Here is a 13385-nt window from a genome sequence, read left to right as displayed (position 1 = left end):
ATCGCCTGCCGTCAAGATCCTACTTCTTCAGACGATAGGTCTGGTGGCAATCGCCACAGGTTCCGCTGATGGCCTTCATGGCAGCGCCAACGGCTGCCTGGTCGGCCGGGAGGCTCGCGAGCTGCGCCTCTGCAGCGGCGGTGAGCTTGGCGGACTTGGCCTTGAAGTCGTCCATGTTCTGCCAGATCGCCGGTGCGGCCTCGGAATCCATCCCGGTTTCGCTGCCGGCGGGGAAATGATCCGGGAAGGTCTTGCTGACCTCGACCAGCGTCGTGAGCGCAGCCGTCACGGCTGCCGCATCATAGGGCTTCTCTCCCTTGGTGATGGCGCCGAGGACACCCATGGCGCCGCCGACCTTTTTCATCTCGTCCTGACGGACGACCTGCGGTTCGCCCGCAGCAATCGCTGCGGACACGCCAAGACAGATTGCCGTCACGGCGGACAGAACGACTTTCAACTTCATCCGATTTTCTCCAAGAGTTCAGCCGGCGAGCCGGCAATCGTTAGCGGGCAAGGCATGTTTGCCGTCTTGCAACATATGAATGAAGTCACAAAGGAGTGATGTCGGGCGCTCGGAGCAACTTTCGGATATTCATGACGAATTTCGGACAGGGCACTGTCAGCCTGTCAGGAATGATGGTTTTTCAAGGCCTTCGCTGGTGCCAGAGGAAGGCGCCGGCTGGGTTCCCGACCATGGCCTTCAATCTCGATGCGATCGTCGAAAAGTGACAGGATCGCAAAGGCATTGTCGTGTTCCGTGTCTACCATGCCGCAGAAGTTGATGAAGTGGACATCGTCACGTTCGGCACAATTGCCGCGGTGATCGTGACCGCACAGATAAGCGATCGCCGCAGGAGACGCCGTGACCATATCCGTCAGGTCCTCGGCTCCCCACAGGACATGATCTGTCGGCGGGTAGATCGGATAGTGCCCGAGCAGGATCACTCTTTCTCCGGCTTGCTCCGCCGCTGCAAGCCGCTCGGCGATCCAGCCTGCCTGCAGGTCGGAAATTCCGGCGTTCCAGGTGTTGGCGTTCGCCATGTCCCTGGCCTTCATCGCCGCCAGACGCTGCTCGGCCTCCAAACGTTTCCTGTCCCCCACGGGCGGCGCAAACAAGGAGATCTCGTTGCCGTCGGTGACGAGCAGGCGCAGACCTTTGAGCCTGACCTCGTGATAGGGCGCCGGCATGCCAAGCGCGGCATGGACCTCGGCCAGGCGGTCAGGCTCGACCAGAAAATCGTGATTGCCCGGCAAGAGGATGCGCGGTGCGTCGAGCGTGTCGAGGATTTCGAGGACCGGCGCCAGGCTTTCCCAATCACGATCGATGAGATCGCCCAGCACCACCACGGCATCCAAGTCCTGTGCATTGAAACGGGTGACCGCCTCGCGCAGCTTGGCCAGCGAGTGGCGAAAATGGCGGTTCAACCGGCTGTTCGGATCGAGGTCGGCATATTGGGGATCGGCAATGATGCCAAGCCTCAGGCGGGGAGTGTCAGTCGTCATGGGTTGCACCGCTCATTGTTTGGAGCGGAGCCATACGGATGGCCCATGACGACCGGATGACACTCAGCCCGGCAGGTTCGGCTGCCTCTTCGCCGGGGGCATCAATCCGGCATAGACCGTCATACAGATGAGGGTGAGCGGAACGGCGAGCATCGCGCCGACGGCGCCCCAGAGCCAGGTCCAGAAAACAATCGCGATGAAGAGCATGAAAGCGTTCATTTCCAGACGCTTGCCCATCACGGCCGGTATGAGGAGGTTTTCCATAAGCCCGTTGAGCGTGAAGAAAACCAGTGCGGGCAACAGGCCCATCAGCAGCGTATCGTGCACCAAGAGACCACTGACGGCCATGGCGGCGGTCACCATGGCAATGCCGAGGAAGGGGATGAAGCTCAGGAGGAAGGCGGCCACGCCCCAGAGCGCCGGATTACCCAGACCACCGACCCAGGCGACGAGGCCGGCAACCACGCCGAACAAGCCATAGACGATGACGGCAGTTGCGAAGTAGTAGCCCAGCGCTTCTTCGACTTCGTTCAGCATACGGATGGCCTTCAGGCGGCGATCGCGGTGGGAAAACGTGCGGATGAGCGCACGGCGCAGCCCCACGCGCGAGGACAGAAACAGGAGAAGGCTGGCGATGAAGATGAAGATCTGGATCAGCGCCGGCGTCACGCCCGTCGCCACGGTGGACAGAATGGCGCCGGAGTTTTCCAGCACGGCTTCCGTCGAATCGGGGCCGCGCGAAAGCACCCGCATGGGCTCCTTAAGCCAAGAGACCTGCTGCAGGTATTCGATGGCCCGATTGACCATGTCAGGGCCGGTTTCGATGAGCATGCTGATCGGCGACCAGATTATGCTGACGAGAAACCCGAGGATGACCATGAAAAGACTGGAGAGGATGATGGCGGTCAGCATCGGTGGCGAACCAAGTCTGCCGAGGCGGTCGGCGGCGAGCCCGAGAATGAGACCGACAACGATTGCCATTGTCAGCGGAATGAGCACGAATGAGGCGAGATGCAGCGCGACCAGCGTGAAGATCCCAAACAGGCCAATGACGCTCCAGGACACGGCATAGTCGAGGCCCGTCTTCTGGAAACGGACCTTGCCAAGCGACTTATGACGATCAGCGATCTCGATGTTCACCGGCATCTCTCCGATGCTGGCCTGCAGGGCCGGTGTGACTTCATCATGGCGTTGTTCCCCCTTCGAGATGCCTCTCAACGCTCGGGAACAGTTTCCGTTCCACCGGGGAAACAGCGTACAAGGGGGTGCAGCCGCCCCCCCTCAGGATCAGACCTCGCTGGCCACCAGGGTAATGCCGATGCCCCAGGGATCGGTCAGGCGATAGCCTTCGGCGCTCCGTTCGACCACGATCTCAAGACCTTCGAGCGTTGTCAGGACCTTGTCGAGGGTCTCACGATCGTTGAAGGCGAGCGAATAGGCCTGCAGACCCGTCATAGCGCCAGTGCGGGCCGGCGCATTGCGGCTGTTCCAGACGTTGGCGGCGACATGGTGGTGATAGCTTCCGGAGGAAAAGAAACTGGCACCCGGATAGCTCGCCATCTTTTTCAGGCCGAGCACACCCTCGTAAAAACGGTCCGCCTCGGGCATATTACCGACCTGCAGGTGGATATGGCCGAGGGCAGCCTCGGGTGACATGCCGGCCCAAGGCGTCTTCGTGGCGCTGTCGTACAGTGCCTGCAGGTCGAGGCGGCGCGTGTCCATCTCGACGGTACCATCGGCGTGGTAGGTCCATTCGTCAGGGCTGCGGTCGCGATAGACCTCGATGCCGTTGCCCTCAGGGTCGGACAGGTAGATCGCCTCACTGACCAGGTGGTCGCTCGCTCCATCGAATTGGAGGCCGAGATGCGCCGCATGGGCGACCCAATGAGCGAGTTCGGCTCGATCCGGCATGAGGAAGGCATTGTGAAAGAGGCCCGCCGCATTCCGCGGTGCGCGAGCTGCATCACTGCGTGTCGTGAGCGTCAACAGATGGCGCTCGCCTGCTCCGAGCTCGATACCACTGGCGCTCTGCTCAAGAGGCTTGAGGCCCAGCGCCTCACTGTAGAAACGCGCCATGGTTTCAAGATCGCGAACGACGAGATGGGCGCGCCCGACATGGACGGGACGGCTCAAGGCAAAAGATTCGGATTTACTGGTTCCTGCGGACAACGGATATTCTCCTTCTGCCTGTGTGGCGCATGCACATGATATGGCGCACCTTTGTCGTTCACAAAAGACAGCATTCAGGCGATGGATCGTTCGATAAAGCTTGACGATGGATCGCATCTCAAAGTTGATCTTGATCAATGCGCATTCCGCCGCCGAGACGCATTCTCTGCTCACAAGAGGAAGCACCCTTGGGTGACAAAGGAGAGCAAGATGTACAAAAAGATCATCGTTCCGGTCGATCCGGCTGCCATCGACATCGGGGAGCGGATCCTGGCCAAGGCCAAGTCCCTGCTGGATACAGGCGGTGAGATTGTGCTGCTGACCATCATCGAGGACATTCCGGGCTATCTCGCCATCGACGTTCCCGTCGATCTGATCGAAGGCGCGATCAATGATGCCAAAGCAAAGCTGGTCGAACTCAAGAAGAAGACCGAAGTGACGGCACAAATCGAGATCCGCTCCGGTGCGCCGGCCCGCGAGATCCTGGCCACAGCCGAGGAGCACAAGGCGGACCTGATCATCGTTGGCTCGCATGTGCCCGATTTTTCCAACTACTTCATCGGCGCCACGGCCGACCGCGTGGTGCGCCATTCGAAGATTTCCGTCCTGGTCGACAGGTGAGATCATGCAGAACCCCACACAACCCATGGACACCGCCCATTTCGAACGCGTCCTGCTCGCGCGCAAGGCCGAGATCGAGCGGCGTCTGGAGAAGATCGACACGGACCTTGGCACGCTGAAAAGTGCCGATAGCGCCGAGCGCGCGACCGAGGCTGAGAACGACGAAGTGCTGGAAGAATTCGGCCAGGTGGGCGAGGAGGAATTGCGGGCGATCGATGCCGCTCTGGACCGGATCGCCAAGGGGCGTTATGGTCAGTGCGTCACATGCGATGAGCCGATTTCGATCGAAAGACTGAATGCGGTCCCGCATACGCCATTTTGCAAGGACTGCGCAGCCTCCCATTGAGAGGCGCTTTTCGGGGGCGATGGGCAGGCCGGAGTGATGAGCTCCGGCCTGTTTCTATTTGGGCGTTATTTCTTGCGCATCGCTTCCGCGAGTGCAGCACCCAGACCGCCGATTGCGGGCTGCTCCGGCTTCGTCGGGCGGGCGTTCGCGTGCTTCATGGCGTTTGCGTTTCCACGCGCGTCACCGCGCATCGATGGCGCTTGAGCCTCGCCACCATCTTTTCGCATGGTGAGCGCGATGCGCTTGCGCTTCACGTCGACTTCCACGACGCGGACCTTCACGACATCGCCAGCCTTCACCACGTCATGCGGATCCTTGACGAAACGATCGGCGAGCTGGGAGACGTGGACAAGACCATCCTGATGCACGCCGATATCGACGAAGGCGCCGAAGGCGGCGACATTGGTGACGGTGCCTTCGAGCGTCATGCCGATCTTGAGGTCGGTGATCTCGTCCACACCTTCGGCAAAGGTCGCGGTCTTGAAGCTCGGGCGCGGGTCGCGGCCGGGCTTTTCCAGTTCCGCGAGAATGTCCTTCACCGTCGGGAGACCGAACTGCTCGTCGATGAAGCGCTTCGGGTCGAGGCTTTTCAGCGTCGCGCTGTCGCCCATCAGCGAGCGCAGGTCGCGGCCGCAGGCGGCGACGATCTTCTTCGCCACGCCGTAGGCTTCCGGGTGGACCGAGGAGGCGTCGAGCGGCTCCTTGCCATTGGGGATGCGCAGGAAGCCGGCGCATTGCTCGAAGGTTCGGGCGCCGAGGCGCGGCACTTTCAAGAGGTCCTTGCGGCTGCCGAAAGGCCCCGTCTCATCGCGATGGGCGACGATGGCCTCGGCCGTCGTCTTGCCAAGACCGGAGACGCGAGCAAGAAGCGGGGCAGAGGCCGTATTCACGTCAACGCCAACGGCATTCACCGCATCTTCGACGACGGCATCGAGCGAGCGGCCGAGGCGGCCCTGATCGACATCATGCTGATACTGGCCGACGCCAATCGACTTCGGCTCGATCTTGACGAGTTCGGCGAGCGGATCCTGCAGGCGGCGGGCAATGGAGACCGCGCCGCGCAGCGAGACGTCGAGATTGGGGAACTCCTTGGCGGCCGTTTCCGACGCCGAATAGACCGAGGCGCCGGCTTCAGAGACGATGACCTTGGTGGGTTTCGGCGCGGTCGACGGAAATTGCGCCAGCATGTCAGCCACCAGCTTTTCCGTCTCGCGGCTGCCGGTGCCGTTGCCGATCGAGATCAGTTCGATGTTGTGCTTGCGGATCAGCGAGGCGAGTTCGGCCTGGGTGCCCCTGATGTCGTTCTTCGGCGGGAAAGGGTACACTGTCGTCGTTTCCAGCACCTTGCCCGTGCCATCGACGATGGCGACCTTGACGCCCGTGCGGATGCCCGGATCCAGGCCCATGGTGGCACGGGAGCCGGCGGGAGCCGCCAGCAACAGGTCCTTGAGATTGCGGGCAAAGACGTGGATCGCCTCTTCCTCGGCGCGCTCGCGCAAATCGCGCATCAGGTCGAGCGAGAGCGACACGGAAAGCTTCACCCGCCAGGTCCAGCCGGCGACGTCCAGCAGCCATTGGTCGGCGGGGCCCTTGCCCGCGACCTGGTAGGCGGCAGCGATCATGCGCTGGCTGGTCTTGATCGGGGATGTATCGTCACGATCGACCTCGATCGAGAGCGAGAGAAACTCCTCGTTCCAGCCGCGCAGCATGGCGAGCGCCCGGTGGCCAGGTACGGTTGCCCAGCGTTCGAAATGGTCGAAATAGTCCGAGAACTTGGCGCCGGCCTCGGCCTTGCCGTCGACGAGCTTGGAATAGAGGATCGCGCGATCCTTCATGTCGTTGCGCAGCCGGCCGATGAGATCGGCGTTTTCGGAGATCTGTTCGGCGACGATGTCGCGTGCGCCCTCAAGGGCTGCCTTCACATCGGCGACTTCGGCAGTGATATAGGCCTCGGCCAGCTTGTGCGGATCGCATGTGCGGTCGGCGAGGATCGCATCGGCGAGCGGTTGAAGCCCCTTTTCGCGGGCGATTTCGGCGCGGGTGCGGCGCTTGGGCTTGTAGGGCAGATAGAGGTCTTCGAGTTCGGCCTTGGTGGTGACGGCCGCGATCTTGCGGGCGAGATCGTCGGTCATCTTGCCCTGGCCGTCGATGCTTTCGAAGATCGACTTGCGGCGGGCGGCAAGCTCGCGCAGGTAGATCAGCCGTTCAGCCAGATTGCGCAGCTGGGTATCATCGAGGCCGCCGGTCACTTCCTTGCGGTAGCGGGCGATGAAGGGCACAGTTGCGCCTTCATCGAGCAGGCCGACGGCTGAAATCACCTGGTCAGGCCTCGCTTTGATTTCGTTGGCGATGAGGGCGGCAATGGATCTGATGTCGTCGGCCATGGGTCATCCGTCTTGTGCTGAGCAGACATTCGCTGGCAAGCCAACGATTCATACGCTTAGCATCTCTGTTCTGTCGCGGGTTCTCATCGCAAAACCGTGGGAGACTTTTGCGGAACCTGCCTGATGGAGGCGGACCATAGCGGGGGAATGCGGCAAGGCAACGGGCCTGCGGCCCACTTCACAGGAAAGCAGGGCCATCCGAGGTCAATTCGGCTTGACCTTTTCCCCCTTCCCCCTTAACCGCCGGGCATTCCCTTGTGGCACTGGAGGCTGGTGATGAAGGTTTTGTTGATCGGGTCGGGTGGACGCGAACATGCGCTGGCCTGGAAGATCGCGCAATCTCCGGCGCTCACCAAGCTTTATGCTGCCCCCGGCAATCCGGGGATCGCCGAAGAGGCGGAGCTGGTCGCTCTCGATACGGATGACAATGCAGCCGTCGTTGCCTTCTGCAAGGACAAGGACATCGACTTCGTTGTCGTCGGGCCTGAAGCACCGCTTGTGGCTGGCATTGCCGACCGTCTGCTGGACGCGGGCATCGCCGTCTTCGGACCGTCTGCGGCCGCAGCCCAGCTCGAGGGCTCCAAGGGCTTCACCAAGGATGTCTGTGCCCGCTTCAACATTCCGACCGGCGCCTATCAGCGCTTCAACAATGCGCCCAAGGCCAAGGCCTATGTGCGCGAACAGGGCGCCCCGATCGTCATCAAGGCCGATGGTCTTGCTGCCGGCAAGGGTGTGACCGTCGCCATGACGCTGGAGGAGGCGCTTGCCGCCATCGACGACTGCTTCGAGGGCGCCTTTGGGGCTGCCGGTGCGGAAGTCGTGGTCGAGGCTTATCTCGACGGCGAGGAGGCGAGCTTCTTTTGCCTGTCCGACGGCAAATCGCTTCTGGCTCTTGCGACCGCGCAGGACCACAAGCGTGTGGGCGACGGCGATACCGGGCCAAACACCGGCGGCATGGGCGCCTATTCGCCAGCACCGGTCATGACGCCTGACATGGTCGAGCGGACGATGAAGGAGATCATCGAGCCGACGATGCGTGGCATGGCGGAGATGGGACATCCCTTCCAGGGCGTCTTCTTTGCCGGGCTGATGATCACGGCCAAGGGCCCGGAACTGATCGAATACAATGTCCGCTTCGGCGATCCGGAGTGCCAGGTGCTGATGATGCGGCTGAAGAGCGATCTTTTGCCGATCCTCTACGCCTCTGCCACCGGCACGCTCGAGCAGGTGTCAGCCGAGTGGAGCGAGGATCCGGCGCTGACCGTGGTGCTGGCCTCCAAGGGCTATCCGGCTTCGTATGAGAAGGCGACGCCGATCGCAACCCTGCCGGAAGCCGGCCAGGGCGCCAAGGTTTTTCATGCGGGAACGGCGCTGAAGGACGGCCAGCTTGTGGCGACCGGTGGCCGTGTCCTCAATGCGACGGCGCGTGGCGCGACGGTGGCGGAGGCTCAGGCTGTCGCCTACCGCCTCGTCGATGCGGTCCAGTGGGACAACGGTTTTTGCCGCCGCGACATCGGCTGGCAGGCAATTGCCCGCGAAAAGGCCTGAATTCTCGACCGGCGGCTCGCTTTTTGACTGGAAATCGGTCCATTCGTTCAAATTTTACCAAAGCTCCTGACCGGATCGAAAGAAACGCTTGCTAACGTTCATCCCAACAATCGGGGAAAACGTAATGCGCCGTATCGTTTCGACAGCCATGATCATTGCCACTTCCATGTTCGCCATGCCGGCCATGGCAGGATCGATCTCGACGGTCACCGGGATCGCGACGACCCAGCCGAGTGTTCTCACGATCGACTGTGCCCATTGCCCGGCACCGGCCACGAAGGCATCCAAGTCGCACTATCAGGTGCCGACCGTTCCCTCCGGCAGCCAGACGGCCGAAGTGGTCGATATCAATGGCGAGAAGAGGCTGAAGCGGGTCGAAAGCTGGCTCGGTGGTTCACCCGTGGTGGTCTACACCTCCGCTGCCGGCTGGGCGACCGACGGTGCGACCATCGTCGCGGGCGCTTCGCCTGCAATCAACGAGATCGACCATGCGGCAACCACCGCTGCGGTCGAGGTGCCCCAGGACGAAAAGCCAGCTCCGGCGCTGGCCGGTTTCGACCTTCGCCTGAACTGATCCATTTCTCATCCGCCCGCCAAACGATCCGGGCGCGGCGGTCTCTCGTGGTCGACACGGACATAACGCCCGGACCAGTCCCGGGCGTTATGCCGTAAGCCCCCCCTAAATTTCACCGGTACATTCTTACCGCGCCGTCTGTTCGGCGGCTTAAAGTCATTTCAACCTTTGACCATCAGAGTCTGTCGTACCTATTCGACACATGAGGTGCCGATCCCGTTCGCTTGATCCCTCCCCGGCGCCCGAACCGCTCGACAGACGAAAGCTCACTTCGCCATGAAGAATCTCAGGATTTCACTTCAGCTCATCATGCTGATCGGTGGACTGATGGCCGCCTTTGCAGCTGCCACATTTCTCCAGGTCCGTTCCTCCACTGAAACCATTTACGAACAACGCTACGAACTCCTGAGAACGCAGGTCGAGTCGGCGCTCTCGATCTTGAAGGGCTATGACGAGCGCGTAGCAGCCGGCGAGATTTCGGTCGAGGAGGCCCAGAAGCTCGCCTATGCCCAGGTCGGCAAGATGCGCTTCGAGCCGGATGGCTATTTCTTTGCCTATGACTACGACGTGGTGATGGTCTTCCATCCGAACACCAAGCTGGTCGGCAATTCCAGCAAGGGCAAGGGTGACACGAACGGCTTCCTCTACCGCGACGAGCTGGTCAAGCACGGCCGGGCTGGCGGTGGTTTCGTGGAGTTCATCGGCCCGAAGCCGGGTCAGGATCCGAACGACTACAGCTTCCCCAAGGCCGCCTACGGCAAGGCTTTCGAGCCCTGGAACGTGGTCATCGTGACAGGTCTCTACACCGACGACCTGAAGGCCGAAATCCGCTCCAGCATCATCAAGACCGTCAGCCTGTCGGTCGGCATCTTCGTGCTGGCCCTGATCGCCGCATTCATCGTCATCCGTAACATCACCACGCCGCTCAAGGCCATTCATGATGCGCTCGAAGCGGTCGCCGACGAGAATGTTTCGATCGCCATTCCGCATACGGACCTGGGCAACGAGATCGGCATGATGGCGAAGGCGACCAAGAGCCTGCAGGACAAGGTGCGCGAGCGCCATGCACTGGCCGCGCGCGAGGTGGAGCAGCAGCGCGAGCTCGATAGCGAGCGCAACCAGAATGCCGAGGCGCAGCTTTCCGAAGCCCGCCAGCAGGCGCATGTGGTCTCCACCATCGGCCAATCGCTGGAAAACCTCGCCGACGGCGACCTGACCGTGCGTTGCGCCGATCTCGGCCCGAAATATGCCGGTCTGCGCGACAACTTCAACGAAGCGCTCGCCCGCCTCGAAGAAGCCATGGCCCGCGTCAACCTCAAGGGCAACGACATCGCCGTCTCCAAGGAAGAGATCCGTCGCGCGTCTGGCGAACTCGCCGCCCGAACCGAGCGCCAGGCCGCCAATCTCGAAGAGACATCGGCAGCCCTCGATGAACTCACCGTCGCTGTTCGCCATACGGCAGACGGTGCGCGTGAAGCGGCCAATCGCGTCGGCACCGTCAGCGCCGAAGCGCGCCAGAGCGACGAGGTCGTCAGCAAGGCGATCAACGCAATGAGCGGCATTGAACAGTCATCTGCCGAGATCACCAAGATCATCGGCGTGATCGACGAGATTGCCTTCCAGACCAACCTTCTGGCACTCAATGCCGGCGTCGAGGCCGCGCGTGCCGGCGAAAGTGGCAAGGGCTTTGCCGTCGTCGCCCAGGAAGTGCGTGAACTGGCCCAGCGTTCGGCGGCTGCCGCCAAGGAGATCAAGGACCAGATCGCCCGCTCGTCTGCGCAGGTCCAGCAGGGCGTGCAACTGGTCGGCCAGACCGGCGAAGCGCTGAAGCGCATTTCCGACCAGATCGCAAGTGCCAATGACATCGTCTCGAAGATCTCGCACAGCGCACAGGAGCAGGACACGACCCTGCGGTCGATCTCGTCTGCGGTCAACCAGCTCGACACGGCGACCCAGCAGAACGCGGCCATGGCCGAGGAAACCACGGCATCCGCCGAGGTCCTTGCCAACGATACCGGCGACCTGCTGGACCTGATCCGCAGCTTCAAGGTCTCGGGCTCTTCCGGCGCCGGCCTTGGCAACATGGCCCAGCAGATGCGACGCGCCGGCTGAGGCAGCCGGTCGCTTCACCGCCAGACATCAAAAGGCCGCCGGGAGAAATCCCGGCGGCCTTTTGGCTGCTCGGTCAGACAATTATGGTTTACGGATGTATAGCATTTTAGGAATTCTTTATCATTGGAACCTATGGTCGACCCACAGGCCCGGAATTTCGGTTGCCGCTGGCGCATGAGGCGCACCCCCTCACAATCTCCATGTCGTCGCCCGGCCAAGAGGCCGGCGACACGGGCCGTAAACTGGATGTTTCCGCAGATGAAGAATGCCAAAATTTCCTCCCAACTGATCACGCTGATCGCCGGATTGATGATCGCCTTCTCCGTCGTCACGTATCTTCAGATCCGTTCTGCGGCACAGGCGGTCTATGCCGAGCGTTACGACATGCTGCGCATGAATACCGAAGGTGCGATCTCCATCCTCAAGCACTACCACCAGCTCGAAGTCGACGGGAAGATGACCCGCGAGGAAGCCCAGGCGGCCGGCTATGACGCCGTCGAGGCGATCCGGTTCGAACCGGACGGCTACTTCTTCGGTTACGACTATGCCGGCACGCGCGTGGTCTATCCTGGCAAAGCAGCGCTCGGAAAGAATTTTGCCGATCTGGTCGACAAGGACGGCAACCGCTTCCTGATGAACATCATTGCCAAGGCTCGACAGGGCGGCGGCTGGACGGAATACGACTGGTCGAAGCCCGGCCAGCCCAAGGAAGATCTCTATCCGAAGGCGGCTTATTCCCTGGCGTTCGAGCCATGGCAGATGACGCTTGGTACGGGTGCCTATCTGGACGACCTCGACGCAACGATCATGGAGGGCGCCCGCAGCACCATCATCCTTAGCGCCCTGGTCTTTGCCTTCGGCCTCGCCTCTGCCTGGCTGGTGATCCGCGGGATCACGCGGCCGCTGGCCTCGATCCACAGCGCGCTGGAAGCCGTGGCAGACGAGAATGTTGCCCTGGAAATCCCGCATACCGACATGGGCAATGAAGTCGGCATGATGGCCAAGGCGACCAAGACACTGCAGCAGAAGGTCCGCGAGCGCCATGCAATGGCCGCCCGTGAGGAAGAACAGCAGCGCCAGCTCGACTCCGAACGCCAGACCAATGCCGACATGCAGCGTTCAGAAGCCGAACAGCAAAGCCGCGTCGTCACCACGATCGGTTCGGCACTCGAACAACTCGCCGAGGGCGACCTGACCGTCCGCTGCGCCGATCTCGGCACCAAGTATGCAACGCTGCGCAGCAACTTCAACGAAGCGCTCGAGCATCTCGAAGCGGCGATGGCCAAGGTCAATGCCAAGGGCATCGACATCGGCGGCTCGAAGGAAGAGATCCGTCGCGCCTCCAACGAACTGTCCCAGCGTACCGAACGTCAGGCCGCAAGCCTCGAAGAGACTTCGGCAGCGCTTGATGAACTGACCGTTGCCGTCCGCCAGACCGCAGATGGCGCCCAGGAAGCCGCCAAGCGCGTCGGAACCGTCGCCAACGAGGCCGCCAAGTCGGACACGATCGTCGGCCAGGCAATCGATGCGATGAGCGGCATCGAGCAGTCGTCCGAAGAGATCGGCAAGATCATCGGCGTGATCGAGGACATCGCCTTCCAGACCAATCTTCTGGCGCTCAATGCCGGCGTCGAGGCGGCACGTGCCGGTGAGAGCGGCAAGGGCTTTGCCGTCGTGGCCCAGGAAGTCCGCGAACTCGCCCAGCGCTCCGCGGCAGCTGCCAAGGAGATCAAGGACCAGATCTCGCGGTCCTCGGGTCAGGTCGGGAACGGCGTTCAGCTGGTCGGTCAGGCCGGCGAGGCGCTGAAGCGGATCTCCGACCAGATCAAGGCGGCGAGCGATATCGTCACCAAGATCGCGCATTCGGCAACCGAGCAGGACACGACGCTGCGCTCCATCGCATCCTCGATGAACCAGCTTGACACGGCAACGCAGCAGAACGCAGCGATGGCGGAGGAAACCACGGCATCGGCCGAGGTTCTCGCCAACGACACGGAAGACCTGCTGAACCTGATCCGCGGCTTCAAGACCAGCCAGGCAGGCGCCGGTCAGCCGCAATATCGCAAGGCGAGCTGAGCCGGGACTGGATCAGATCCGGTCGGGCCGTTCTGCGAATTCAGACATGGTC

The 13385-nt window shown here is 61.9% G+C and carries 11 protein-coding genes; 6 read left to right on the top strand and 5 right to left on the bottom strand.

From position 1 onward, the window contains the following. Positions 1-19: 19 nt before the first annotated feature. From QTL56_RS20205 to QTL56_RS20190, 4 genes are all read right to left on the bottom strand, one after another. Positions 20-463, bottom strand: a complete 444-nt coding sequence (locus QTL56_RS20205; protein ID WP_245135168.1) for a c-type cytochrome — start codon at positions 461-463, stop codon at positions 20-22. A gap of 164 nt (positions 464-627) precedes the next feature. After that, positions 628-1503: a metallophosphoesterase gene (locus QTL56_RS20200; protein ID WP_245135166.1), complete on the bottom strand. Its 876-nt coding sequence runs from the start codon at positions 1501-1503 to the stop codon at positions 628-630. A gap of 63 nt (positions 1504-1566) precedes the next feature. Beyond that, a complete protein-coding gene (locus QTL56_RS20195; protein WP_229572829.1) occupies positions 1567-2643 on the bottom strand; it encodes an AI-2E family transporter in 1077 nt (358 codons plus the stop codon). 147 nt (positions 2644-2790) lie between these two features. Continuing rightward, entirely contained in the window at positions 2791-3672 is an 882-nt protein-coding gene (locus QTL56_RS20190) for a VOC family protein (protein ID WP_306424862.1), read from the bottom strand. Positions 3673-3882: 210 nt separating this feature from the next. Here QTL56_RS20190 and QTL56_RS20185 point away from each other — a divergent pair, with 210 nt between their 5' ends. Together QTL56_RS20185 and QTL56_RS20180 are read left to right on the top strand one after the other, a co-directional pair. After that, a complete protein-coding gene (locus QTL56_RS20185; RefSeq protein ID WP_245135162.1) occupies positions 3883-4293 on the top strand; it encodes a universal stress protein in 411 nt (136 codons plus the stop codon). 25 nt (positions 4294-4318) lie between these two features. Then, a complete protein-coding gene (locus QTL56_RS20180) occupies positions 4319-4639 on the top strand; it encodes a TraR/DksA family transcriptional regulator (protein WP_229573860.1) in 321 nt (106 codons plus the stop codon). A 65-nt stretch (positions 4640-4704) separates the two neighbouring features. On the opposite strand, the gene QTL56_RS20175 is transcribed toward QTL56_RS20180, so the two are convergent. Then, on the bottom strand, positions 4705-7023 hold the full coding sequence (locus QTL56_RS20175) for a Tex family protein (RefSeq protein WP_245135159.1): 2319 nt from the start codon (positions 7021-7023) through the stop codon (positions 4705-4707). 276 nt (positions 7024-7299) lie between these two features. On the opposite strand from QTL56_RS20175, the gene purD reads away from it, so the two are divergent. The 4 genes from purD to QTL56_RS20155 all read left to right on the top strand — a co-directional run bounded on the left by purD (position 7300) and on the right by QTL56_RS20155 (position 13333). After that, complete coding sequence (purD, locus tag QTL56_RS20170) at positions 7300-8571, top strand: phosphoribosylamine--glycine ligase (RefSeq protein ID WP_245135157.1); 1272 nt, start codon at positions 7300-7302, stop codon at positions 8569-8571. Positions 8572-8695: 124 nt separating this feature from the next. Then, positions 8696-9145, top strand: a complete 450-nt coding sequence (locus QTL56_RS20165; RefSeq protein WP_245135155.1) for a plant virulence effector HPE1-like domain-containing protein — start codon at positions 8696-8698, stop codon at positions 9143-9145. A gap of 276 nt (positions 9146-9421) precedes the next feature. Further along, positions 9422-11257, top strand: a complete 1836-nt coding sequence (locus QTL56_RS20160) for a methyl-accepting chemotaxis protein (protein WP_245135153.1) — start codon at positions 9422-9424, stop codon at positions 11255-11257. 258 nt (positions 11258-11515) lie between these two features. Continuing rightward, a complete protein-coding gene (locus QTL56_RS20155; protein ID WP_245135151.1) occupies positions 11516-13333 on the top strand; it encodes a methyl-accepting chemotaxis protein in 1818 nt (605 codons plus the stop codon). Positions 13334-13385 lie beyond the last annotated feature (52 nt).

Origin of the sequence: Peteryoungia algae (assembly GCF_030369675.1) — a bacterium.
In the GTDB taxonomy this organism is placed as follows: domain Bacteria; phylum Pseudomonadota; class Alphaproteobacteria; order Rhizobiales; family Rhizobiaceae; genus Allorhizobium; species Allorhizobium algae.
The sequence above is the reverse complement of the archived record's forward strand: the minus strand, read 5'-3'. Positions and strand labels throughout refer to the sequence as shown.